The organism is Pseudomonas sp. UBA3153, from assembly GCF_002364635.1.
In the GTDB taxonomy this organism is placed as follows: domain Bacteria; phylum Pseudomonadota; class Gammaproteobacteria; order Pseudomonadales; family Pseudomonadaceae; genus Pseudomonas_O; species Pseudomonas_O kuykendallii.
This window is the reverse complement of the sequence record NZ_DEYR01000073.1, coordinates 51,840-76,579: the sequence shown is the minus strand read 5'-3', so window position 1 is coordinate 76,579 and position 24,740 is coordinate 51,840. Positions and strand designations below refer to the sequence as shown.

The window sequence follows — 24,740 nt, the reverse complement described above, 5'->3', positions numbered from 1 at the left end:
GCGGATATCTTCCGCCGCCATGGACCGTTCCGAGGGCTCAGTCGCCGATCTGCCAGCCCGAGGTGATCGGGTAACGGCGGTCGCGGCCGAAGCCGCGCTGGGTCACGCGCACGCCAACGGCCGCCTGGCGCCGCTTGTACTCGTTGAGATCGACCAGGCGCAGCACCCGGCGCACCGTCTGCTCGTCGAAACCCTCGGCGATGATCGCGTTGGCCGACAGGTCATGCTCGACGTACAGACGCAGGATCTCGTCGAGCACCGGATACGGCGGCAGCGAATCCTCGTCCTTCTGGTCCGGCGCCAGTTCGGCGGACGGCGGACGGTCGATGACCCGCTGCGGGATCACCGGGCCGAGCGTGTTGCGGTACTCGCAGAGGCGGAACACCAGGGTCTTCGGCACATCCTTGAGCACATCGAAGCCGCCGGCCATGTCGCCATAGAGCGTCGCGTAACCGACTGCCATCTCACTCTTGTTGCCGGTGGTCAGCACCAGATAGCCCTTCTTGTTGGAGATCGCCATCAGCAAGGTGCCACGGCAGCGCGCCTGCAGGTTTTCTTCCGTGGTGTCGCGGCCGAGGCCTTCGAATACCGGCGCCAGGGTGGCGAGGAACGATTCCACCATCGGCGCGATGGGCAGCACGCTGTACTTCACGCCAAGCGCGTCGGCCTCTTCCTCGGCATCTTCCAGGCTCATCTGCGCGGTGTAGTGATACGGCATCATCACCGCCTCGACCTGCGCCGCGCCGAGCGCATCCACCGCCACCGCCAGCGTCAGCGCCGAATCGATGCCGCCGGAGAGGCCGAGCACCACGCCCTTGAAGCCGTTCTTGCGCACATAGTCGCGCACCCCGACGACCAGCGCCTGGTAAACGCTGGCCTCGATGCCGGGCAACGCCGCGCAGGCGGCCGGCAGCGGCTGCAGGCGCTCGCCATCGAACGTCAGTTCGACCGGCAGCAGCACGTCGGCGAAGGGTTCGGCGCGCTGGGTCACCTGCCCGTCGGCGGAAATCACGCAACTGCCGCCGTCGAACACCAGCTCGTCCTGCCCGCCGACCTGGTTCACGTAGATGATCGGCATGCAGCAGTCGGTGGCGCGACCGGCCAGCAGGCACTCGCGTTCGGCCTGTTTGTCGAGGTGGAAAGGCGAGGCGTTGAGGCTGAGCATCAGCTTGGCACCCGCCGCCCTGGCCTGGGCGATCGGCTCGGGGAACCAGATGTCCTCGCAGATCGTCACCGCCACTGGCACGCCCTTCACTTCGATCACACAGGGCCGCGCGCCGGATTCGAAATAGCGTTTCTCGTCGAAGACCCGGTAGTTGGGCAGCTTCTGCTTGTAGTAACGCGCCAGCAGCACGCCATCGGCGAGCACCCCGCAGGCGTTGTAGCGGGTTTCGCCCACCTGCCAGGGGTAACCGACCACCAGGTAGATGCCGCTGACCTCGTCCTTGATGCGCTGCAGGCCCTGCTCGATGCGTGCCTGCATGCTCGAGCGCAGCAGCAGGTCTTCCGGCGGATAGCCGCACATGGCCAGCTCGGGGAAGACGATCAGATCGGCCTTCATCCGGTCGCGCGCATCGAGCGCGGCGGCGATGATCCGCTCGACATTGCCGTGTATGTCGCCCACCGGCAGATTCATCTGGGCCATCACGACCCGCAGGGTTTGGCTCATGCCGCCTCCACGATTCCATTGATCTTGCATGCCGCTGCGAAAAGAGGCACCCGCTGGGCGTATTCTCCCGTATCCCGCCAGCCGGTAACAGCGCTTCGGCCACAACCTCCGCCGGCGATGCGTTCATCGCTGTGCTCGCCCCGCGGGCTTGGCTAAACTGCCTGCCTTTCCTCACCAAGCGAGCGTCATCGCATGTTTCGTCTGCTGCTATGGGCCGCGCTGATCGCGGCGGCTTACTGGTTGTGGCGACGGGCCACACGCCCTGCCCGTCCGGTTGAAAAGCCGGAAAGCGCCACGCCGATGGTCCGTTGCGCGCACTGCGACATCCACCTTCCGCGCGAACATGCACTGGCACAGGGCGAACGCTGGTACTGCAGCCAGAAACACCTGGAACAAGGCGCCAAGCCCGGTGCCCGATAGTTCCCTGCCGCTGAGCAGCGCCGCCAGCCCACGGATGCTGCGCCTCTATCACCTGTACCGGCTGACCATCGGCCTGGTCCTGGTGCTGCTCATCTCCAGCGACCTCGACGACCAGTTGCTCGACCTGGCCCAGGGGCCGCTGTTCCGCTACGGCAGTTGGCTGTACCTGATCGTCAACATCGTCATTGCGGTACTGCTGCAACGCCCGCGCCACCTGCTGCAAGTGTTCAGCCTGGCGATGTTCGACGTGACCATGCTGTCGGCGCTGTTCTATGCAGCCGGCGGTACGCCAAGCGGCATCGGCAACCTGATGATCGTCGCCGTGGCGATCGCCAACATCCTGTTGCGCGGGCGCATCGGCCTGCTGATCGCGGCCGTGGCCTCGATCGGCATGATCTACCTGACCTTCTACCTGAGCCTCGCCCGCCCCGCGGCAGCCTCGCAGTTCGTCCAGGTAGGCGCACTCGGCGCGCTGTGCTTCGCCGCCGCGCTGTTCGTCCAGACCCTGAGCAAGCGCCTGCGCCATTCCGAAACCCTGGCCGAACAACGCGCCAGCGACGTCGCCAGCCTGGAGACGCTCAATGCCCTGATCCTGCAGCGCATGCGTACCGGCATTCTGGTGCTCGACGAACAGCGCCAGGTGCTGCTGGCCAACCAGGGCGCGCTGAACCTGCTCGGCAGCGACCACCTCGCCGGCGAATCCCTGGCGGCACGCTGCCCGACGCTGGTCGAGCGCCTCCAGCAATGGCGCGACAACCCGACGATGCTGCCGCGCAGCATCGTCGCGGTGCCCGGCGGGCCGATCCTGCAACCCAGCTTCATCGCCCTGCAGCGCGGTGAGGAGCAGCAGGTGCTGGTGTTCCTCGAGGACATTTCGCAGATCGCCCAGCAGGCGCAGCAGCTCAAGCTGGCATCGCTCGGCCGCCTGACCGCCGGCATCGCCCACGAGATCCGCAACCCGCTTGGCGCCGTCAGCCATGCCGCGCAGTTGCTGCAGGAGTCGGAAGGCCTGGAGGCGCCGGACAAGCGCCTGGCGCAGATCATCCAGGACCATTCGCGGCGGATGAACCTGGTGATCGAGAACGTGCTGCAACTGTCCCGCCGGCGCCAGGCCGAGCCGCAACTGCTCGACCTGAAGTACTGGCTGCACCGTTTCGTCGGCGAATACCGCAGCGCGTCCGGACCGAACCAGACGCTGCACATCGAGACCCACGGCAGCAGCCTGCAAACGCGCATGGACCCTCACCAGCTGAGCCAGGTGCTGACCAACCTGATCGAGAACGGACTGCGCTACAGTGCACAGAACAACGATCGGGGCCAGGTCTGGCTGCGGCTGTTCCGCGATGCCGACAGCGACCTGCCCGTCCTCGAAGTGCTGGACGACGGGCCAGGCGTGCCCCAGGAGCAGATCGAGCATATTTTCGAGCCGTTCTACACCACCGAAAACAAGGGCACCGGCCTGGGCCTGTATATTTCCCGTGAGCTGTGCGAGAGCAACCAGGCGCGCCTCGACTACAAACCCCGCGAAGAGGGCGGCAGCTGCTTCCGCGTCACCTTCGCCCACCCGCGCAAACTGAGCTGACCATGACCGCTCGACAGAGAGCCCTGATCGTCGACGACGAGCCCGATATCCGCGAACTCCTGGAGATCACCCTGGGGCGGATGAAACTCGACACGCGCAGCGCCCGCAATGTCAAGGAGGCGCGCGAATGGCTGGCGCGCGAGCCCTTCGACCTGTGCCTCACCGACATGCGCCTGCCCGACGGCACCGGCCAGGATCTGGTGCACTACATCCAGCAGCGCCACCCGCAGGTCCCGGTGGCAATGATCACCGCCTACGGCAGCCTGGATACCGCGATCAACGCGTTGAAGGCCGGCGCCTTCGACTTCCTCACCAAACCCGTGGACCTCGCCCGCCTGCGCGAACTGGTCGCCACCGCGCTGCGCCTGCATGCACCGGGCAACGACCCGGCCAGCGTCGACGAGCGACTGATCGGCGATTCGCCGCCGATGCGCACCTTGCGCAAGCAGATCGAGAAGCTCGCGCGCAGCCAGGCGCCGGTCTACATCAGCGGCGAATCCGGCACCGGCAAGGAACTGGTCGCACGGCTGATCCACGAACGCGGTCCGCGCGGCGAGCAGCCGTTCGTCCCGGTGAACTGCGGCGCGATTCCCTCAGAGTTGATGGAAAGCGAATTCTTCGGCCACAGGAAAGGCAGCTTCACCGGCGCCATCGAGGACAAGCTGGGGCTCTTCCAGGCGGCCAACGGCGGAACGCTGTTCCTCGACGAGGTGGCCGACCTGCCGCTACCGATGCAGGTCAAGCTGCTGCGCGCGATCCAGGAAAAAGCCGTGCGCGCCGTGGGTGGCCAGCAGGAAGTGGTGCTCGACGTGCGCGTGCTCTGCGCCACCCACAAGGACCTCGCCGCCGAGGTCGCCGCCGGACGTTTCCGCCAGGACCTGTACTACCGGCTGAACGTCATCGAACTGCGCGTGCCGTCCTTGCGCGAACGCCGCGAGGACATTCCGCAGTTGGCGACGAACATGCTCAGCCAACTGGCGGCGGGCAGCCAGCCCGCCACGCTGCACGGCGAAGCCCTGGAGAAGCTCAAGAGCTACCGCTTCCCCGGCAACGTCCGTGAGCTGGAGAACATGCTCGAGCGCGCCTACACGCTGTGTGAGGACGATCAGATCAGGCCGGAGGACCTTCGCCTCGCCGATGCCCCGGGCGCGGGCGATACGGCCGACGGCAACCTGGCGCAGGTGGACAACCTCGAGGACCATCTGGAGGAGATCGAGCGCAAGCTGATCATGCAGGCACTCGAGGAAACGCGCTGGAATCGCACCGCCGCGGCGCAACGCCTCGGCCTGACCTTCCGTTCGATGCGCTATCGGCTGAAGAAGCTGGGGCTGGACTGAAGCGATCGATGGGCTCGCGCCCATCGATCGGCTGTCCTCAGATGCGCCCGGCAGGCATGTAGGGCGTGGGATCGATGATCGGCTCGCGCCCAGCCATCAGATCCGCCAATAGCTGACACGAGGCCGGGGCCAGCACCAGACCGTTGCGGAAATGCCCGCAGTTCAGCCAGAGCCCGTCGTGTCCCGGCAGCGGACCAATGAACGGAATGCCCTCCGGCGAACCGGGACGCAAACCCGCCCAGTGCCCCACCACCTCGGCATCGGCCAGCGCCGGCAGCAGCTCGATGGCCGACGCCTTCAGGCTCGCCAGCGCCTCGTCGGTGGGCGTCTTGTCGAAGCCTTCGTACTCCAGCGTGCTGCCGATCAGAACGTGCCCGTCACGGCGCGGAATCGCGTAGCGCCCCTTGGCCAGGACCATGCTCGGCAGGAAGTCCTCGGCGCACTTGAACAGGATCATCTGCCCCTTGACCGGCTCGACGGGCAACTCGATGCCGAGGGTCGCCAGCAACTCGGCACTCCAGGCCCCCGCGGCGAGCACGACCTGGTCCGCGCGAATCTCGCCCTGCTCGGTCAGCACGCCGCGAATCCTGGCGCTCTCGCGGATGAACCCCGTCACAGGGCAATGCTCAAGCAGTGTCACGTTGGGCATCCCCAGCACGGCCGCCCGCAGCGAGCGCACCAGACGCGGGTTGCGGATGTTTGCCACGCCGCTCATGTGAATCGCGCTGGAGAAGCCCGAGCCCAAGGGCGGGACGGCGTCGTGCACCGCCGCGATGTCCACCGACTGCAGCGGCCGACCCTGCTCCCGCGCCCAGGCCAGCGCCAGCGGCTCGTCATCAAGGTCCAGCCAGTAGAGCCCGGTAACGTGCACTTCGGGATCGATCGCTGTCTCCTCGAAGAGCCGTTCGGCCAGATGCGGGTAATAGTCCTGCGACCAGTGCGCCAGCGCCGTCACCGCCGCGCTGTAGCGCCACGGATAGAGCGGCGAAACGATCCCGCCGCCGGCCCATGAAGACTCGCGCCCGACATCGCCCTTATCTAGCAGGCTCACGTCATAACCCTGCTCGGCCAACAACCGCGCGCTGAGCAAGCCGATTGCACCGCCACCTACCACCAGAACCTTGTTCAAAACCATCCTCCACGCGTCAACGGGTCACCCCCGCGCCGATTGAAATCGCTCCATCGCGAACTACAAAAACAGAGCAGCCAGGAATGCTGCGAAATTTTCTCAAGGAAGAACACGATATGAACAGCACTGATTCGCTCGGCTTCACATTAATAGAGCTGCTGATAACCCTCAGCGTCCTTTCAGTCGCCGCGAGTATCGGCGTGCCGTCGTTCATCCATTTGATCGAAAGCAACCAACAGCAAACATTACGCAACACCCTGCTCGCCCAGTTGCAAACGGCGCGTGGGCAGGCCGTGTTCAGGGGAAGGAACATCGAGCTTTGCGGGTCCGGCCAAGCCAACGACTGCGACAACGCCTGGGCTAGCGGGTTGATGGTACGAGATGCAGATACGGGCGAGGTCCTCGTGTTCCAACCGTTGAAGGCAACCGGCACCCTGAAGTGGACGGGTTCGATCAACCACCAAAGCGTCGTCTACAACAGCAACGGTGCCAGCCCGGCGAGCAATGGCCGGTTCGTTTACTGCAGCAAGGATTCAAAAGCGCTCTGGCAAATCGTGATCAACAGACAAGGGCGCTTCCGCCAGGCAGAGGGGCTGGAAAGCGGACAGAGCCACAGCACCCTGTGTGGCTGATATCAACGCGTTACCAGTCATCCCTCTGGCTGTCCCGCCTGTCCCGACGGGTACGACAGGCCGCGCCTCCCAGGCAAGAATATCCAATCGTAATCTTGGAGATTTTTCATGCCGAAGCGCGCCCGTCTGTCAGGCTTCACCTTGATAGAGCTCATGGTGGTAGTGACACTACTCGGCATCTTCGCAGCTATAGCGGTGCCGAGCTTCACCACCCTGATCAATAACAACCGCGTGCAGGGAGCCAGCGCAGAATTCCATGCACTTCTGCAGTTCGCTCGGAGCACCGCCGTCAGTAGACGCACGCCAGTGACTGTCAGCGCCTCCAGCGGCACCTGGTCAGCCACCATCGGCAGTTCGACGGTCACCAGCTTGCGCACCTTCACTCCCACCTACGTGGCGGTATCGGCGAATCCGGCAAGCATCGAATTCAAGCCCGACGGCACCGCGGCCAACGCGACCTACACGATCTGCGCGAACGATGAAGCGGCCAACGGCTTTCAGATCATCGTTCAAACCACAGGCATGAGCCGAATGTCCGCCAGAGGCAAGAGCGCCTCCAACTCCTCGACCGCCCTCACGAGTTGCACATCATCATGAATGATATATCTCGCCAGTCTGGTTTCAGCATGATCGAGGTGTTGGTGACCTTTCTTCTGATAACCATCGGGATTCTCGGGATGGTCGCGTTGCAGGGAAAGACGATCGCCTACACGAAAGACTCCTCCCAGCGAAACACTGCGGCGATGCTCGCTGACGATCTATTCGAACTCATACGCGCTAATCCCGACGCCATACTATCGGCCGACGGAAATCTGAAGGCGAGCACTGGCGATTACTACAAGGCCAAAGGAAGCGATTTCCCCAGCGCTCCAAGTTCCTGCGCCACGACGCCCTCTTCGGCCTCACAGCAACTCGCCTGCTGGGCGCAAGAGGCCAGCAAGCTGCTTCCGGGTGCCGCCGACTTACTGAACAGCGAATTCTACGTCTGCCGCTCTACATCCCCGGGACCCTCGGGATGTGGCTCCGCCGGTTCGGCTATTGAGATCCAACTGGCGTGGAAAGTTAAAAGCGGTGAATGCCTTGAGGAAACGCCGTCAGAAGACACAACCATTTGCTACTACCGACTGCGTAGTGAGCCATGAGGACGCCGAAATGAGAGGACATGGCCAGGACGGTTTATCTTTGGTGGAGCTGATGGTGGCGTTGGCGATCAGCAGCTTCCTGATTCTTGGCGTAACCCAGATTTATCTGGATAACAAACGCAACTACCTCTTCCAGCAGGGGCAGTCAGAAAACCAGGAAAATGGCCGCTTCACACTTCAGTTGCTTGAACAGCAACTGGCGAAAGCAGGTTTTCGACGCCGACCGGATGATCAGCTCGACTTTGCCTTCCCCGCAGTCACGGCCTCCCAAACCGGGATAACAGACTGCGCTTTCGCTGCAGGTGAAGTCGTGAAAAGCGTGAACGCGAAAACGCTATGCATCCGATATCAACCCCGAGATACCGCCGAAGTAGATTGTCTGGGTAACGGCCGCTCCGCAAACAACGCCGCCATCGCGCAGCCCTACACCTCCCCTGTAGAAAACTTCGTCGAAAAAATTGGCGTGAATGATAGCGGCCAGCTCATCTGCACCAGTAAGAACGCTTCAGGCGAAACCTCGGGTGTTCTTGTCGATGGAATAACCGACATACGTTTCGACTACGGGGTAAATACAACCGAGGACAGAGAGGTAACGAGCTTCAAAGTTACCCCTGCCGGCGGAGACTTCATTCGAGTCGTTCGCTACTCCGCACTGATGTCCACATCCCAGGGAAATATCAGCCAGGACGTGCAGTTCAAAACCTATAAAGAGTGGTATGGCGAAGACGCTACAGCGCCGAACGATGGGAAGATTTACCAGATTGCGAAAAGCACCATGACATTACGGAATCAGATGCCATGAAAACACCATCAAGCATAAAGAATAACCAGAACGGCGCCGCGCTTTTTATCGCGCTGATCATGCTCCTGGTTATCACGTTGCTCGCCGTTTCCAGCATGCGAGAAACGACGCTGGAGGCCCGAATCACCGCGAACCGACTCGAGAGCAAACGGCTCATGGGCAGCGCGGAAGCAGGATTGAGAGAAGGTGAAAGGAGACTATCAGCCACGATCGCTCCTCCGGAAACCTGCGGCTCCATTCCCTGCATACAAGGAATCGTGACCAACTACAGCACCGACTTCTCCAGCGCCCACGCCTACAGCGGGCTCAAAGGAAATACGTCAATGAACAGGAATGTCCATTGGTACATGAAAAACATCAATGCTGGCGGGGCCAACAACGAAGCAGAGGATCCGGAATACGGCGCCTATGCACAAGGGATTGGAAAGTATTACTACGAAATAAACAGCCAGGCCTATAACGCTCCCTCCGGCACGACCTCGGCCACTACCTGTACTGCGGATGTCGTGTGCTTACGCTCCGTTGTAGCGCGCGTCTACAACAAATGACCATCACTCCAACGGAGAGCAAAATGAAAGCACTTTTCTCTGCAGTTGCAGTCATGGGCATCTTTTCTTTGACGCCGAATGCCCATGCAAATATCGACATTGCCCAAAGCCCGGTTTTTGTAAGCGCTGCCGTACCTCCGCTCAACATGCTCGTCATGGGTCGCGACCACAAGCTGTATTACGAAGCCTACAACGACGCTTCCGATCTAAATGGAGACGGAAAGCTGGATGTTGGATATCGGGGCTACCTGACGAAAGCAAATGGCGGAATCGACTATTACGGCTACTTCAATTCAAAAGTATGTTACACCCATAACGGTACGTACTTCGCACCGGCGCAACTGGGAAGCGGCGATAACGGCAAAGAGTGTTCAGGACAATGGAGTGGCGACTTCCTGAACTACCTGACCACGTCACGCATGGATGCACTTCGAAAGGTTCTTTATGGCGGCTATCGCTCCACCGATAGCAGCAGCCAGACAATCCTGCAAGGTGCCTTCATTCCTCAGGATGCGCATAGTTGGGGGAAGGAATACCAGAGCGTGGCCAGGGATGGGTACGATATCAGGCGTTATACAAACCTGGCCCTCCCCAGCAACGGGTTCTACCACCTGTTTGCCGTAACCTCCACAACCGACAACACCGCCCCCAAGCTACGGGTTTTGAATAACACCTCCTTTCGAATCTGGAACTGGGTTTCCAAGGAGCGCACCGTTGCGGATAGCACATGCGTGAGCAGCACCCGCGCGACAGTTTCTTGCACCACCGGGGGACCGGCGACAGGCTGGGCAATAGTACCGAGCAGCGAGTTTTCAGGCCTTACACTGACAACATGGCCGGACAATATCGCAAGCCCTACCTCGACCGCGCAGATGGATACGCTATTCAATGCCACAAACTCCGCCAACAGCAACAAATGCGGCAGCCAAAGTGTAACGACTATAAAATCTTCAGGCACAAAGAATAGCAACCCATTCAACGGGGCAAAGAGTAACTGCAATAACGATAATTATCACACTCTTATCGAAGGAACACTTAGGCCAACAACGAGCGGCAGCTATCTCTTTTCCATAGACGGAGACGATGCCGTCGATGTCTTTATAAATGGAACGCTTAAAGCAAGCTGGTACAACGGCCATGGCGCTAACCATAACGGCAGCGACACTTATTCCTTCACAATGGACATGGAAGCCAACCAGATCTACACAATCAAGTTCCGCCACGAGGAAGGCAGCGGCGACGACGAGTGGGGTTTCTACTGGAAGCCCGCCGATGCCGTAGCTTCACGAATGGTCGATTACGACATCAGGGTTGAAGCTTGCCCTAGCAACGAAACACTTAGAGAGTCGAACTGCAAAGCGTATCCAAGTGGCGCATACAAGCCTACGGGGATACTTCATGACTACGGCGAAACCAACAGGATGTATTTCGGGCTCCTTTCCGGCTCCTACAAGAAGAACATGAGTGGCGGGACGTTGCGCAGCAATATTCAGAGTTTCGCCAACGAGTTAGATCTGCAGAACGGCCAATTCAGAAGCAATGTGTCCGGCATCGTCGACACCATAAACAAGTTTAGAACCTATGACTTTCGATATAGCGATCACGTATATGGCTGCGGCTTCATAAGCGACCGGGCGATGACTCAGAGTGACACCTGCTATATGTGGGGAAACCCCATAGGCGAAATGATGTATGAAACCATGCGCTATTTCGCAGGCGCCACGACGCCCACTAGCGCTTATGACTACGATAAAGAAGACAGCGCAATTCCCGACAACATCCTTACCCTGCCCAAGCCCGACTGGGCCCCGCCATACGCCAATATAAATGGCGGTCGAAATGCGTACCCAGGCTGCGCCGTTCCCGCCATGACCGTTATCAGTGATATCAACCCCTCCTACGATGTCAAATTGCCAGGCGCTAAACAGAGCTGGCAAGCAGGGAATACCGCGTTTTCCAGCACGGGCAATCCGACCGCGATCAGCACGCTCAATGTTTCCGAAGAAGTCGATGCGATCTGGGAGGCAGAAGGTGGCGGCACGCGGTCGATCTTCATCGGAGAATCGAATGGTGTAAGCGACGGTGCACCCACGGAGAAAGAGGTCAGCAACCTTTCCACGGTAAGAGGGCTTGCGCCCGAGGAACCTACGAAAAGTGGCACATACTACTCGGCTGGGGTGGCTCGATTTGGCGCCAGGCATAACATTGGCGGCGATAAAAAACTCCTGACGTACTCCGTCGCCCTCGCCTCACCACTGCCTAAAATAGAATTCCCCGTTAACGGAAAAAAAGTGACGGTCGTTCCGTTCGCAAAATCCGTACAAACTTCCTATGCGCCCACCAACCAAATCGTAGATTTTTATGTTGAACAAATAGCCAATACCGACACGCAGAACGCAAACATATCGGTCAATAGCGGCCGCCCCTACGCAAAATTCAGAATCAACTATGAAGACGTAGAGCAGGGTGCCGACCATGATATGGATGCCATTGCGCTCTATACGCTTTCTGTCAACTCACAAGGTACGTTGGATATACGCCTGGACTCGGAGTACGCAGCCGGCAGCGCATTGCAAAATATGGGATATGTTATTTCAGGAACCACGCACGATGGCGTCTACTTAGAGATATGTGACCTGCAGAATGACAGCACCACTACCTGCAACAGCACGACGACGTTCTATAAACTCAACACCCCTCCCGGCAGAGCCCCTAACTACTGCGTCGGACGAACGAATGATAATGAATGTAAGAATCTGCCGATAAGCACAACCCGGAACTTTTCAGCATCGGCCACTCCAAGTGCTTCACTGCTGCAAGATCCGCTGTGGTACGCCGCCAAATACGGAACGACCGCAACCAACTGGGACTCGGATTCCGATGGGACACCGGACAACTATTTTCTCGTGACCAACGCACTGACGCTCAAGGCTCAACTCGACAAGGCCTTCGGAGACCTTGATCAACGGCAGAAGTCCATTACTCGCCCTGCTGCGGGACGAGAGCCGCAATCCAACAGCACTGCGACCACTCAGGCAACTTACCGCACCGAGTTCGACACGGACGACTGGAGCGGCGACCTGATAAAGGAAACGCGTACTTCGGCAAACACTATCACCAGCGTATGGAAGGCAAGCGCCAACATCCCGGCCACTCGCAACATATACATGAACAATGGAAGTAATACGGGCTCGAAACTCAGCGCCTTTAGTTGGGCAACATTGGACGGAAAGTCCTTTGCGGGCGTCAACCTGAGGGATTCGCTGAATATAAACCCCGTCACCAATCAGCCGGACAGCGATAGCGCCGGCGCATACGGCCAGGCCAGGGTGAAATTCATCAGGGGCGAAAGCTGTACCGGGCTTTCAGGCTGCGGCACCTTCCGCGTACGCAATAAAAAGATCGGCGACATCGTAGGCTCCAGCCCTGTTCTGGTCAGCGGAGCTCAGTATCTGAACTATGTCGCAGACAGTTTGGACGGGGCTGCAGGGACTTATGCGTCATTCAAGACGGCACAGGCTGCGCGCACCCCGATGGTTTATGTCGGCGCGAATGACGGAATGCTGCATGGCTTCAATGCCAATACGGGTGCGGAAACTTTTGCATTCATACCCACCCCTGTTATTCCGACATTGAATCAACTTACCCGCAGCGACTACACGAGCCAAACCAACGACAACCATCGCTACTATGTGGATGGCTCGTTAAGCGTGACCGACGTTTACTTTGGAAGCGCCTGGCACACTGTTCTCGTGGGCACGCTTGGGGCCGGCGGCCGGGGCGTATTTGCACTGGATGTAACGGACCCCGAGTCGATAAAACTGTTGTGGGAGTTCACCAGCGACACGGCGGCAAGCAAAAGCTGCGATGCGTCCAACAACTGCGTAAGCGATCTGGGGCAAACCCTGGCTACACCAGTGGTAGCGAGATTGCACTCCAACTCATGGGCAGCGGTCATTCCAAATGGCTACAACAGCCCCAACAACGGTTCAGGCAAGGCGGTCCTGTTTGTCCTCGATATACAGACCGGAGCCCTGCTGAAAAAACTGGATGCGTTCGCAGCCACCGGAACCAACGGTTTGTCGACGCCGAAACTGGCGGACAACAATAGCGATGGCGTAGCGGACTATGCCTATGCAGGGGATCTGCAGGGCAATATGTGGCGATTCGATCTACTGAAAACCACGCCCTCTACAGCAGACCCATTAGGTCCATTTAATCGATCAGGAGACGCATCCAGCATTGCCGACCAATTCAGGGTTGCTTTCGGTGGGGCTCCGCTCTATAGCGCCAAGGACTCGGACTCGAATGCACAGCCGATCACTTCGGCTCCCGCGCTGATTCGCCACCCCTCCCGACTGGGCTACATCGTGGCGTTCGGCACCGGCCGCTATCTGGGCACCACCGACAAGGTCAGCCCCTTCAAGATGCAGACGCTCTACGGCGTGTGGGATCGCCAGACAAAAGGCGAAGAGGCCGGAAGCACACCCACGCTGACGCGCGCGAAGCTGCAGGAACAAACCATTACCTCCGAGAGTCTGGGCGCAACATTCGGTAGTGAAACCCGGGATGTGCGCATCCTGAGCAACACCGGAGTCAGTTGGTATTCGGCAACCAATATGTCAGGTAAATACGGCTGGAGACTGGATCTCTCGACCTCCACCAGTTCCAATGGGGAGAGGATCGTCGATGATCCGATCAAGCGCGGCGATGTCCTGATCGTTGGCAGCCGCACGCCAAACTCGGACCCCTGCGAATCGGGGATGGACGGTTTCTACTACGGAATCAACCCGGCGACGGGCGGCCGTACGACATTCAACGTGTTCGACTTGAACGGAGATGGCGTGGTGAATAGCCTGGACTCGTCCGGCACGCCGATTAGCGGTGTGGGCGCCTCCAACGTGGGCGGGAACACGCTCATTTCCGGCCCCAACATAACGGATGCTCCATGTTTGCTCGACTCAACGGGCAAATGCACCAATATCAATTTGGGTAGCGGATCCAGCGGCCGTCAAAGCTGGCGTGTACTACCCGGGAGCGCACTCTGATGCTGATCACCGAACAAAACAAACGCCGTAGTGCGGGCTTCACCCTGATAGAGATGATGATCACAGTAGCGATCGTCGCCATCCTGGCGGCCATCGCCTATCCGAGTTATCAGCAATATGTATTGAGGGCCAACCGGACGGAGGCACAGGCTCTGCTGAACGATGCCGCCGCACGCCAGGAGCGTTATTTCGCACAAAACAATACGTACGTGACGGCGCAATCCGACATTGGAAAGCTGCAACTCAAGAATACGACTGGTTCGGGGAACGACACCGTCGTCAAGTCCGAAACGGACAAGTACAAGCTCACCGTGAGCAACCCCAACGGCAGTGGCGGCTATCTGTTGACCGCCACACCCCAGGGCTCCCAAACAGCCGACACCGCATGCGGGAACCTCACGCTGAATGCAATCGGCACCCGTGGCGTCAGTGCCTCCGGGGCCGATCCGAAGAACTGCTGGAAATAATCTGCGAGGCGGGTAAAGCGCTTAGATAGCCTTCACCCGCAACTCCTTCGGCATGGAGAACGTGATGTTCTCCGGCCTGCCGAGCAATTCCTCGGCGCCGCTGGCGCCCCACGCATGGAGCTGCTCGATTACCCCGCGCACAAGCACTTCCGGTGCCGAGGCGCCGGCGGTAATGCCGATCTTCTGGCAACCTTCGAACCACTCGCGCTTGAGGTCCTCGGCACCATCGATGAGATAGGCCGGAGTGCTCATGCGTTCTGCCAACTCGCGCAGGCGGTTGGAGTTGGAGCTGTTGGGGCTACCCACCACCAGCACCAGGTCGCAGTCGGCAGCGAGCTGCTTGACCGCATCCTGGCGGTTCTGGGTGGCGTAGCAGATGTCGTCCTTGCGCGGACCGCCGATGGCGGGAAACTTCGTCCGCAGGGCGTCGATCACCCGGCTGGTGTCATCCATCGACAACGTGGTCTGGGTGACGAACGCCAGCGACTCCGGATCGCGCACGATCAGGGAGGCGACGTCCTCCTCGTCCTCCACCAGGTAGATCGAGCCGCCGTTGGCGGTGTCGTACTGGCCCATGGTGCCCTCGACTTCCGGGTGCCCCTCGTGGCCGATGAGGATGCACTCGCGGCCGTCGCGACTGTAGCGGGCGACCTCAAGATGCACCTTGGTCACCAGCGGGCAGGTCGCATCGAATACCTTCAGGCCGCGTCTTTCGGCTTCCTGGCGCACCGCCTGGGATACGCCGTGGGCGCTGAAGATGACGATGACGTTGTCCGGCACCTGATCCAGCTCGTCGACGAAGATCGCCCCGCGCGAACGCAGATCCTCCACCACGAACTTGTTGTGCACGACTTCATGGCGCACGTAGATCGGCGGACCGAACACCTCGAGGGCACGATTGACGATCTCGATGGCGCGGTCGACACCGGCGCAGAAGCCACGGGGATTGGCGAGTTTGATGAGCATGACGAATCTCGGCGCACGGGGCTTGGACGGGCAGTTTAACTGCCTCTGCTCCCCCTGGGTTCAAAGGGGCCGCGGCGGGACGATCGCCCCACCGTCTCGTAAAGGTGTTACAGGGCGACGACGTCGATGATCTCGACATCGAAGGTCAGCTGCTTGCCGGCCAGGGGGTGGTTGAAATCGACGGTCACCTGCTTGTCGTCGAAGGCTTTGACCACGCCCGGCAGTTCGGTATTGGCGGCATCGTTGAAAATCACCAGCAGCCCCTCGGACAGCTCCATGCCCTCGAACTGCCCGCGCGGCATGACCTGCACGTTCTGCACGTTGGGCTGGCCGAAGCCATGCTCGGGCTCCACGGTCAGGCTGCGCTTGTCGCCCGCCTTGAGGCCATAGAGCGCCTGCTCGAATCCCGGCAACAGGTTGCCGTCGCCGACGCTGAAGGTGGCGGGCTGCTTGTCGAAGGTCGTGTCGACCACATCGCCGCTCGCCAGCTTGAGGGCGAAATGCAGGGTGACGCGGGTGTCCGAGCCGATACGCTGCTCAGTCATGTACGGTTTCTCCAGACTTCTTGGTCTTGAACATGTCCAGCGCCAGCATGAGGGCGCCTACGGTGATCCCGCTATCGGCGAGGTTGAAGGCCGGGAAGTACCAACGGTTCTGCCAGTGCACCAGGATGAAGTCGACCACGTGGCCGAGCAGCATGCGATCGAGCAGGTTGCCCAGCGCGCCGCCCAGCACCAGCGCGAGCGCGATCGCCAGCCAGGTTTCGTCGTGCTTCAGGCGTTTCATCCAGACCACCAGCACGGCGCTGACGCCGACCGCGATCAGCGCGAACAGCCAGCGCTGCCAACCGGACTCGTCGGCCAGGAAACTGAACGCGGCGCCGGTGTTGTAGGCCAGGGTCCAGCTGAAATAGTCAGGGATCACCACGACCTGCTGATACAGCCGCAGGGTTCCCTCGAAGTAGAACTTCGTCGCCTGGTCCAGAACGAACACCAGCACGCTGATCCATAGCCAGGGGAGTTTGCCGAAGCGGGACGTCATACAGTCTCCAGATGCAACCAAGGGTCCTGGGGCACGCGTGCGCGCCCCGTCTATCGGACGATGCTCGATCAGGCGAAGTGCCGGATCTCACCCGAACCGAACGCATTGCTTGCGCAACGTCCACAGATGTCCGGATGCGCAGGGTCGACGCCGATGTCGTCGCGGAAGTGCCAGCAGCGCGGGCATTTCTCGAAGGTCGACTTGCGCACCAGCAGCTTGAGGCCCTGCAATTCGCTCTGCACCGCCTCGGCGGGCGCCTGCTCCAGCGGCTGTACCTCGACGCGCGAGGTGATCAGCACGAAGCGCAGGTCCTCGCCCAGCTTGTTCAGCACCTCGACCAGCGCCCCTTCGCCGAACAGCACGATGTCCGCCTGCAGGTTGCCGCCAATCGTCTTGGCGTTGCGCTGGTTTTCCAGCTCCTTGTTGACCGCGACCTTCACGGCCATGACCTGCTCCCAGAAGGCGCGGTCCAGGTCGAAGCCCAGCGGCAACTCGGCAAGGCCCTCGTACCAGGTGTTGAGCATCACCGACTCGTTGCGTTCGCCCGGCAGGTACTGCCAGATCTCGTCGGCGGTGAAGGAAAGGATCGGCGCGATCCAGCGCACCAGCGCTTCGGCGATGTGGTACATCGCGGTCTGGCAGGAACGCCGCGCCACGCTGTCCGCCGCGGTGGTGTACTGGCGGTCCTTGATGATGTCGAGGTAGAAGCCGCCCAGCTCCTGCACGCAGAAGTTGTGCACCTTCTGGTAGACGTTCCAGAAACGGTACTCGTCGTAGGCCTCGACGATCTCGCGCTGCAGCAAAAGTGTGCGGTCGACCGCCCAGCGATCCAGTGCGAGCATGTCCTCGGCCGGCAGCAGGTGCTGCTGCGGGTCGAAGCCATTGAGGTTCGAGAGCAGGAAGCGCGCGGTGTTGCGGATGCGCCGGTAGGCGTCGGCGCTGCGCTGGAGAATCTGGTCGGACACCGCCATCTCGCCCGAATAGTCGGTGGACGAGACCCACAAGCGCAGGATGTCGGCACCCAGGCTGTCGATGACTTTCTGCGGCGCGACCACGTTGCCCAGGGATTTGGATTGCTTGCGGCCCTGCTCGTCGACGGTGAAACCGTGGGTCAGCAGCTCCTTGTATGGCGCGTGGCCGTCGATGGCGCAGCCGGTGAGCAGCGAGGAATGGAACCAGCCGCGATGCTGGTCGGAGCCTTCCAGGTAGAGGTCGGCCGCCGGACCGTCGCGGTGCGCCAGGTCGGCATGCGAGCCGCGCAGCACGTGCCAGTGGGTGGTGCCGGAGTCGAACCACACGTCCAGGGTATCGCGGCTCTTGTCGTACTGGCCGGCCTCGTCGCCAAGCAACTCGGCAGCGTCGAGCTTGAACCAGGCCTCGATGCCTTCCTGCTCGACGCGCTTGGCGACTTCCTCCATCAGTTCGACGGTGCGCGGGTGCAGCTCGCCGCTCTCCTTGTGGGTGAAGAACGGAATCGGCACGCCCCAGTTGCGCTGGCGCGAGATGCACCAGTCAGGACGGCCAGCGATCATGCTATGCAGGCGCGCCTGGCCCCAGGCCGGGACGAACTTGGTGTCTTCGATGGCAGCCAGCGAGCGCTCACGCAATGTGGCGCCGTCTTTCGGCTTGGTATCCATGCCGACGAACCACTGCGCCGTGGCGCGATAGATCAGCGGCGTCTTGTGCCGCCAGCAATGCATGTAGCTGTGGTTGATCACGTCGTGCCGGAGCAGCGCGCCGACTTCCTCGAGCTTGGCGACGACCGCCGGGTTGGCCTTCCAGATGAACTGGCCGCCGAAGAACGGCAGCGAGTCGACGTAGACGCCGTTGCTCTGCACCGGATTGAGGATCTCGTCGTTGCTCATGCCGTAGCGCTTGCAACTGTAGAAGTCGTCCTCGCCATAGGCCGGCGCCGAGTGAACCACGCCGGTGCCGGCGCCCAGCTCGACATAATCGGCCAGGTACAACGGCGACAGGCGCTCGTAGAACGGATGGCGGAAGCGGATCAGCTCCAGCGCGGCACCCGGCGCCGTGGCGACGACCTCACCCTGCAGGCCATAGCGCTGCAGGCAGCTTTCGACCAGTTCTTCGGCGAGCAGCAGCAGACGATCACCGACATCCACTAATGCATAGGTGAATTCAGGATGCACGTTGAGCGCCTGGTTGGCCGGAATGGTCCAGGGCGTGGTGGTCCAGATGACGATGCTGGTCGGCTTCGACAGGCGTTCCAGGCCGAACGCAGCGGCCAGCTTGTCGGCGTCTTCGATCGGGAAGGCCACGTCGATGGCATCGGACTTCTTGTCCTGATACTCCACTTCGGCCTCGGCCAGCGCCGAGCCGCAATCGAAGCAGAAGTTGACCGGCTTCAGGCCCTTAAACACGAAGCCGTTGCCGACCATCTCGGCCAGCGCGCGGATCTCGCCGGCTTCGTTGGCGAAGTTCATGGTCAGGTACGGGTTGTCCCACTCACCCAGCACGCCGAGGCGGATGAAGCCGGCCTTCTGCTCGGCAACCTGCTCGGTGGCATAGGCGCGGCAACGCTCGCGCGTGAGGTCGGCCGGCTGGTTCTTGCCGAAGGTGGTCTCGACCTTGTGCTCGATCGGCAGGCCATGGCAATCCCAGCCCGGCACGTAGGGGGCGTCGAAACCGCTCAGGGTCTTGGAACGGGTGATGATGTCCTTGAGGATCTTGTTCAGCGCGTGACCGATATGGATGCTGCCGTTGGCGTACGGCGGGCCGTCGTGGAGCACGAACTTCGGACGCCCGGCGCCGATCTGGCGCAGCTTCTGGTACAGGCCGATCTCGTCCCAGCGCTGCAGGATCTGGGGTTCGCGCTGCGGCAAGCCGGCCTTCATCGGGAATGCCGTTTCCGGCAGGTTCAGCGTCGCTTTGTAATCGGTCATGTCATCGGCCTGTTCAAATTCAGTTCTGCTTGCACGGGGACGCGGCCCCGCCGGTGCTGCTGATCGTATGTATTGCGGATGCCGGCGCCCTCACTGCAGCGGCGCGCCCAGCCAGTAAACCTGGGCGGCGACGACATCGGCGGCGATCGCCGCCTTGAGCTCGTCCAGCGAGGCGAACCTGCGCTCGTTGCGCAGCTTGTGGTGAAAGGCCACGCGCATGCGCTTGCCGTAGAGGTCGCCGGCGAAGTTCAGCAGGTGTACCTCCAGATGCGCGTGGCCGTCGCCGTCGACGCTGGGCCGCGTACCGATGTTGGCCACACCCGGCCATTTGCGCCCGTCCACATAGGCGCTGACAAGATAAACCCCGGAAAACGGCGCACGGACGCGCTTGAGCTGCACGTTCGCCGTCGGCCAGCCCAACTGCCGGGCCAGCTTCTGCCCGTGCAACACGCGACCGTCGATGACGTAATGGCGTCCGAGCAGACGCTGGGCCTGCGGGAAGTCGCCCTCGGCCAGTGCCTCGCGAACCCGCGTACTGCTGACCCGCCGGCCGTCCACCTCGATGGTGGTCGCCGCCTCCACGGTGAAACCGGCCGCCGCGCCGGCACGCTGGAGAAACGCGAAGTCGCCGGCGCGATCACAGCCGAAACGGAAATCGTCGCCGACCTCCAGATGGCGCACGCCGAGCCCGTCGATCAGCACCTGGCGGACGAACGCCTCGGCGCTCAGCTCGCGCAAGCGCGGGTTGAAAGCCAGGCACAGGACACGGTCCACGCCTTCCGCGGCGAACAGTTCGAGCTTGTCACGCAGGCGGGCCAGACGCGGCGGCGCCGTATTCGGGGTGAAGAACTCACGCGGCTGCGGCTCGAAAATCACCACGCAGCTAGGCAGCGACAATTCCGCGGCGCGCTCGCGCAAACGCATCAGGATGGCCTGATGGCCGCGGTGGACACCGTCGAAATTCCCGATCGTGGCGACGCAACCCCGATGTTGGGGCCGCAGATTGTGTAGGCCTCGAACCAGCTGCATAGCGCGCATCTTGCTCACAAAGTGGTCGATTATACGCACAGCGGGCGCCGGGTGACAGGCGCAGCGGCGGCATTCGGCCCGCTCGCCACGCAGGGCAACAACGCTTCAGTGCAGCGAGCGGCGCGCAAAATGGTGCAGGCGAAAGCCAAGCAGCAGCAGGCTGCCGAAATAGGCCAGCACACCGGCGGCAACCAGCACACCCAGGCGCAGCAGGCGCAGCAGCATGTCGCCCTGATCCCAGTCCGGCAGAAGCCGGATGCCCGCGAGCAGCACCCCGGACATCACCAGAACGGCGACCACCAGCTTGACCAGGAACGGCGTCCAGCCCGGCTGCAAGTCGAACATCTGCTGCTTGCGCATCTGCCAGTAGAGCAAGCCGGCGTTCAGGCAGGCACCCAAGCTGATCGCCAGGGCCAGCCCGGCATGCCGCAATGGCACGACGAACGCCAGGTTCATCAGTTGGGTGACGACAAGAATGAAGAGGGCGATGCGCACCGGCGTGCGGATGTTCTGCCGCGCATAGAAACCCGGCGCGAGGATCTTGATCAGGATCAGACCTACCAGCCCTATCGAATAGGCGATCAGTGCGCGCTGGGTCATCGCGGCGTCGTGGGCGCTGAATGCGCCGTACTGGAACAACGAGGCGGTCAGCGGCTCGGCGATGATCGCCAGCGCCAGCGCGCACGGCAGCGCCAGCAACAGGCACAGGCGCAGGCCCCAGTCGAGCAGCCGCGAATACTCGCCGCGATCGCCCAGCGCATGCGTCTTGGAAAGTGCAGGCAGCAGGATGGTACCCAGCGCCACGCCGAGCACGCCGGTGGGCAGCTCCATCAGGCGATCGGCGTAGTACATCCAGGACACCGACCCGGTCGGCAGGAAGGAGGCGAATGCCGTATTGATGATCAGCGAGACCTGCGCCACGGACACCCCGAGGATCGCCGGCCCCATCTGCCGCATCACCCGCCACACGCCGCTGTCGCGAAGGTTCAGGCGCGGCAGCACCAGCATGCCGATCTTCCTAAGGTGCGGCAGTTGGTAGAGCAGCTGCAACAGGCCGCCGGCGAGCACCGCCCAGCCGAGCGCCATGACCGGCGGATCGAAGTACGGCGTGAGGAACACGGCGAAGAAGATCATGCTCAGGTTGAGCAGCGTCGGCACGAAGGCCGGTACGGCGAAGCGATTCCAGGTATTGAGGATCGCTCCGACCAGCGACGACAGCGAGATCAGCAGGATGTAGGGGAAGGTCACCCGCAGCAGCGAGCTGGTGAGCTCGAAGCGCTGCGCATCGTCGGCGAACCCCGGCGCGCTGATCCACACCACCCAGGGCGCGGCGAGCACGCCCAGCGCGGTGACCAGCGCCAGTACCAGCGTGAGCAGCCCGGACACGTAGGCCACGAAGGTGCGTGCCGCCTCATCGCCGCGCTGGCTCTTGTACTCCGCGAGGATCGGCACGAACGCCTGGGAGAACGCCCCCTCGGCGAAGATGCGCCGCAGCAGATTGGGCAGCTTGAAGGCCACGACGAAGGCATCGGTGGCCACGCCGGCGCCGAAGATGCGCGCCATGATGGTGTCGCGCACGAAGCCCAGCACACGGGACACCATGGTCAGCGAACTCACCGCAGCCAGGGATTTGAGTAGATTCATAGGGTATGGATAGCCATGCAGTTCGACAGCGCTGCGCAGCGTGAAACTCGCGACGCCGCGCCGAAAGAAGCCGCCGAGTTTAGGGCTGGCCTGGAAATAAAGCACCCGTTACAGTGCGCGCCGTCGCCAGCGCAGTGATCTCGAAGCGAAGCCATTGCCGACGGACGACACTCGTCGGCCAACTCCAGACAGTCTCCGATCGCGCTTGACAAGCGCCCCCTGCGGCGGCAAGATTCGCGGCCTTATTTGTTTGCATCCCCCCAAAGTTTCGAGGAGTTCGACGGTGGCCAACAGCCCTTCCGCCAAAAAACGCGCAAAACAGGCTGAGAAGCGTCGCAGCCACAATGCCAGCCTGCGCTCCATGGTTCGCACCTACATCAAGAACGTAGTCAAGGCGCTCGACGCCAAAGACCTGGAAAAATCCCAGGCTGCCTACACCTTGGCTGTACCGGTAATCGACCGCATGGCCGACAAAGGCATCATCCACAAGAACAAGGCTGCTCGTCACAAGAGCCGTCTGAACGCTCACATCAAGGCACTCGGCGAAGCCGCTGCAGCCTGAGCGTGATGTTCTTGAAAAAACCGGCCACTGGCCGGTTTTTTTATGCCCGCGCACATAGCCCTTGCGAGCAGAGCGAAGACAGGCGCTGCGCCTGAGCGAGCGCCCTGTCGATCAATGCATCCCGAGAAACGTCGAGACGTGGGCAGCTCGCACCCGGCGAGCCCACACCGAGACCGGTCGACTCACTTCCAGGGAAGAATCGGAATGGCGGTCACCGCATTCTGCGGACTGCCCTCGATGATGCGGTCGCTGTAAACCAGGTAGACCAGCGTGTTGCGCTTCTCGTCGAAGAAACGCACCACCTGCATGCTCTTGAACACCAGCGAGGTGCGCTCCTTGAACACCTCCTCGCCATCTTTGAGCTCGCCTTTGAAGCGGATGGCGCCGACCTGACGACAGGCAATGGACGCCTCCGCACGATCCTCGGCCAGGCCCAGCCCACCTTTCACACCGCCGGTCTTGGCCCGCGACAGGTAGCAGGTCACGCCCTCAACCTTCGGATCGTCGAAGGCCTCGACGACGATCTTGTCGTTGGGGCCGACCCACTTGAAGACGGTAGCGACTTCGCCGATCTGCTCGGCCGCCGCCAGGGCGGGAACCGCCAAAAACACAGCAAGCCACAGGCGCTTCATTCGGCACTCCTCAGCAGGATCAGGTTGTCGCGATGCACCAGCTCGGGCTCATTCACGTAACCGAGCAGCGACTCGATAGCGTCGGACGAGCGACCGAGGATCTTCTGCGCCTCGATCGCACTGTAGTTGACCAAGCCACGAGCCACTTCGCGCCCCTCGAGATCGACGCAGACCACCATCTCGCCCCGGCGAAAGCTGCCCTGGATCGCCTTCACACCCACCGAAAGCAGGCTCTTGTGATCCTGGCGCAGCGCCTTGACCGCACCGGCGTCCAGCACCAGCGTGCCACGGGTCTGCAGCTGGCCGGCCAGCCACTGCTTGCGCGCCGCCAGCGGATCACGCTCGGGCGCCAGCAGCGTACCGAGCAGCTCCCCCGCCTTGAGGCGCACCAGTACCTGCTCGATGCGCCCGCCGACGATGACGGTGTAGGCACCCGAACGCGCCGCCAGACGCGCCGCGCGCAGTTTGGTCTGCATGCCGCCACGCCCCAAGGCGCCGCCGGTACCGCCCGCGACGGCATCCAGCGCCGGATCGTCGGCACGGGCCTCCGAAATCAGTACGGCATCGGGATTCAGACGGGGATCGGCATCAAACATGCCGTCGCGGTCGGTGAGGATCACCAGCAGATCGGCCTCGACCAGGTTGGCGACCAGCGCCGCCAGCGTATCGTTGTCGCCAAAACGGATTTCGTCGGTGACCACCGTGTCGTTCTCGTTGATCACCGGGATCACGTCGACGTCGACCAGAGTGCGCAGGGTGCTGCGCGCGTTCAGGTAACGCTTGCGGTCGGACAGATCGTCATGCGTCAGCAGGATCTGCGCAGTCTGCCGCTCGTGCTCGGCGAAACTCGATTCCCAGGCTCGGATCAGGCTCATCTGCCCGACCGCAGCCGCCGCCTGCAGCTCGTTCATGGCCTTGGGACGAGCCGTCCAGCCGAGACGGCTCATGCCCGCCGCCACCGCGCCGGACGACACCAGCACCAGCTCCACGCCCGCCGCCCGCAGCGCGACCATCTGCTCGACCCACACCGCCATGGCCGCGCGATCAAGTCCACGCCCGTCGGCGGTCAGCAGCGCGCTGCCGATCTTCACCACCCAGCGCTGCGCGCCGGTCACCTTGTCCCGCATGATTCCATCCCAGTCCAGATGCACACAGCGGAAAGGACCGGCCATCCCGCTCCCGAGAAA

Annotated in this window: 21 protein-coding genes; 11 read left to right on the top strand and 10 right to left on the bottom strand. The window is 61.8% G+C overall.

The genetic code is table 11. From position 1 onward, the window contains the following. Nucleotides 1–37: 37 nt before the first annotated feature. On the bottom strand, nucleotides 38–1,669 hold the full coding sequence (locus B2X67_RS16650) for an NAD+ synthase (RefSeq protein WP_286786160.1): 1,632 nt from the start codon (nucleotides 1,667–1,669) through the stop codon (nucleotides 38–40). A gap of 192 nt (nucleotides 1,670–1,861) precedes the next feature. Here B2X67_RS16650 and B2X67_RS16645 point away from each other — a divergent pair, with 192 nt between their 5' ends. Genes B2X67_RS16645 through B2X67_RS16635 form a run of 3 tightly spaced genes read left to right on the top strand, consistent with a single transcriptional unit; the run spans nucleotide 1,862 to nucleotide 5,008 of the window. Then, complete coding sequence (locus B2X67_RS16645; RefSeq protein ID WP_090226272.1) at nucleotides 1,862–2,089, top strand: PP0621 family protein; 228 nt, start codon at nucleotides 1,862–1,864, stop codon at nucleotides 2,087–2,089. Between the two features lie 34 nt (nucleotides 2,090–2,123). Further along, entirely contained in the window at nucleotides 2,124–3,671 is a 1,548-nt protein-coding gene (locus tag B2X67_RS16640) for a sensor histidine kinase (RefSeq protein WP_282343027.1), read from the top strand. Nucleotides 3,672–3,673: 2 nt separating this feature from the next. Further along, nucleotides 3,674–5,008, top strand: a complete 1,335-nt coding sequence (locus tag B2X67_RS16635; protein ID WP_286786159.1) for a sigma-54-dependent transcriptional regulator — start codon at nucleotides 3,674–3,676, stop codon at nucleotides 5,006–5,008. A gap of 37 nt (nucleotides 5,009–5,045) precedes the next feature. Here the strand turns inward: B2X67_RS16635 and thiO are convergent, their stop codons facing one another. After that, complete coding sequence (gene thiO / locus B2X67_RS16630) at nucleotides 5,046–6,137, bottom strand: glycine oxidase ThiO (protein ID WP_376747711.1); 1,092 nt, start codon at nucleotides 6,135–6,137, stop codon at nucleotides 5,046–5,048. A 116-nt stretch (nucleotides 6,138–6,253) separates the two neighbouring features. Between thiO and B2X67_RS16625 the strand changes: the two genes are divergently transcribed. The 7 genes from B2X67_RS16625 to B2X67_RS16595 all read left to right on the top strand — a co-directional run bounded on the left by B2X67_RS16625 (nucleotide 6,254) and on the right by B2X67_RS16595 (nucleotide 14,776). Continuing rightward, nucleotides 6,254–6,769 (top strand): GspH/FimT family pseudopilin, encoded by a 516-nt coding sequence (locus tag B2X67_RS16625; RefSeq protein ID WP_286786157.1) that lies wholly within the window; start codon nucleotides 6,254–6,256, stop codon nucleotides 6,767–6,769. Between the two features lie 108 nt (nucleotides 6,770–6,877). Continuing rightward, entirely contained in the window at nucleotides 6,878–7,366 is a 489-nt protein-coding gene (locus B2X67_RS16620; protein ID WP_282343009.1) for a GspH/FimT family pseudopilin, read from the top strand. Then, complete coding sequence (gene pilV / locus B2X67_RS16615; RefSeq protein ID WP_286786156.1) at nucleotides 7,363–7,911, top strand: type IV pilus modification protein PilV; 549 nt, start codon at nucleotides 7,363–7,365, stop codon at nucleotides 7,909–7,911. The genes B2X67_RS16620 and pilV overlap by 4 nt, the downstream gene beginning before the upstream one ends. Next, nucleotides 7,901–8,713, top strand: a complete 813-nt coding sequence (locus B2X67_RS16610) for a PilW family protein (protein WP_282343007.1) — start codon at nucleotides 7,901–7,903, stop codon at nucleotides 8,711–8,713. The genes pilV and B2X67_RS16610 overlap by 11 nt, the downstream gene beginning before the upstream one ends. After that, nucleotides 8,710–9,261 carry a pilus assembly PilX family protein gene (locus B2X67_RS16605; RefSeq protein WP_090226255.1) on the top strand — a complete coding sequence of 184 codons (552 nt, stop codon included), beginning with the start codon at nucleotides 8,710–8,712 and terminating at the stop codon, nucleotides 9,259–9,261. Before B2X67_RS16610 ends, B2X67_RS16605 begins: the two co-directional genes overlap by 4 nt. Nucleotides 9,262–9,284: 23 nt before the next feature. Further along, a complete protein-coding gene (locus tag B2X67_RS16600; RefSeq protein WP_286786155.1) occupies nucleotides 9,285–14,309 on the top strand; it encodes a PilC/PilY family type IV pilus protein in 5,025 nt (1,674 codons plus the stop codon). Then, entirely contained in the window at nucleotides 14,309–14,776 is a 468-nt protein-coding gene (locus B2X67_RS16595; RefSeq protein ID WP_282343002.1) for a type IV pilin protein, read from the top strand. Before B2X67_RS16600 ends, B2X67_RS16595 begins: the two co-directional genes overlap by 1 nt. Nucleotides 14,777–14,797: 21 nt before the next feature. Here B2X67_RS16595 and ispH read toward each other — a convergent pair whose 3' ends face one another. The 6 genes from ispH to murJ all read right to left on the bottom strand — a co-directional run bounded on the left by ispH (nucleotide 14,798) and on the right by murJ (nucleotide 22,359). Next, nucleotides 14,798–15,742, bottom strand: coding sequence for a 4-hydroxy-3-methylbut-2-enyl diphosphate reductase (ispH, locus tag B2X67_RS16590; RefSeq protein WP_286786154.1), 945 nt, complete (start codon nucleotides 15,740–15,742; stop codon nucleotides 14,798–14,800). 107 nt (nucleotides 15,743–15,849) lie between these two features. After that, nucleotides 15,850–16,287 carry an FKBP-type peptidyl-prolyl cis-trans isomerase gene (locus B2X67_RS16585; RefSeq protein ID WP_273230212.1) on the bottom strand — a complete coding sequence of 146 codons (438 nt, stop codon included), beginning with the start codon at nucleotides 16,285–16,287 and terminating at the stop codon, nucleotides 15,850–15,852. Further along, nucleotides 16,280–16,783, bottom strand: a complete 504-nt coding sequence (gene lspA / locus B2X67_RS16580) for a signal peptidase II (RefSeq protein ID WP_282342997.1) — start codon at nucleotides 16,781–16,783, stop codon at nucleotides 16,280–16,282. Before lspA ends, B2X67_RS16585 begins: the two co-directional genes overlap by 8 nt. Before the next feature lie 68 nt (nucleotides 16,784–16,851). Further along, complete coding sequence (gene ileS, locus B2X67_RS16575) at nucleotides 16,852–19,686, bottom strand: isoleucine--tRNA ligase (protein WP_286786153.1); 2,835 nt, start codon at nucleotides 19,684–19,686, stop codon at nucleotides 16,852–16,854. A gap of 90 nt (nucleotides 19,687–19,776) precedes the next feature. Further along, nucleotides 19,777–20,715: a bifunctional riboflavin kinase/FAD synthetase gene (gene ribF, locus B2X67_RS16570; RefSeq protein WP_282342994.1), complete on the bottom strand. Its 939-nt coding sequence runs from the start codon at nucleotides 20,713–20,715 to the stop codon at nucleotides 19,777–19,779. Nucleotides 20,716–20,820: 105 nt separating this feature from the next. Further along, a complete protein-coding gene (gene murJ / locus B2X67_RS16565) occupies nucleotides 20,821–22,359 on the bottom strand; it encodes a murein biosynthesis integral membrane protein MurJ (RefSeq protein ID WP_286786152.1) in 1,539 nt (512 codons plus the stop codon). Nucleotides 22,360–22,642: 283 nt separating this feature from the next. Here murJ and rpsT point away from each other — a divergent pair, with 283 nt between their 5' ends. Beyond that, nucleotides 22,643–22,921 (top strand): 30S ribosomal protein S20, encoded by a 279-nt coding sequence (rpsT, locus tag B2X67_RS16560; protein ID WP_090226234.1) that lies wholly within the window; start codon nucleotides 22,643–22,645, stop codon nucleotides 22,919–22,921. Between the two features lie 182 nt (nucleotides 22,922–23,103). On the opposite strand, the gene B2X67_RS16555 is transcribed toward rpsT, so the two are convergent. Together B2X67_RS16555 and proB are read right to left on the bottom strand one after the other, a co-directional pair. Continuing rightward, the gene (locus B2X67_RS16555; protein ID WP_286786151.1) at nucleotides 23,104–23,553 is read right to left on the bottom strand and encodes a CreA family protein; all 450 of its coding nucleotides are present in this window, start codon (nucleotides 23,551–23,553) and stop codon (nucleotides 23,104–23,106) included. Further along, entirely contained in the window at nucleotides 23,550–24,680 is a 1,131-nt protein-coding gene (proB, locus tag B2X67_RS16550) for a glutamate 5-kinase (RefSeq protein WP_286786150.1), read from the bottom strand. The genes B2X67_RS16555 and proB overlap by 4 nt, the downstream gene beginning before the upstream one ends. Nucleotides 24,681–24,740: the final 60 nt, after the last annotated feature.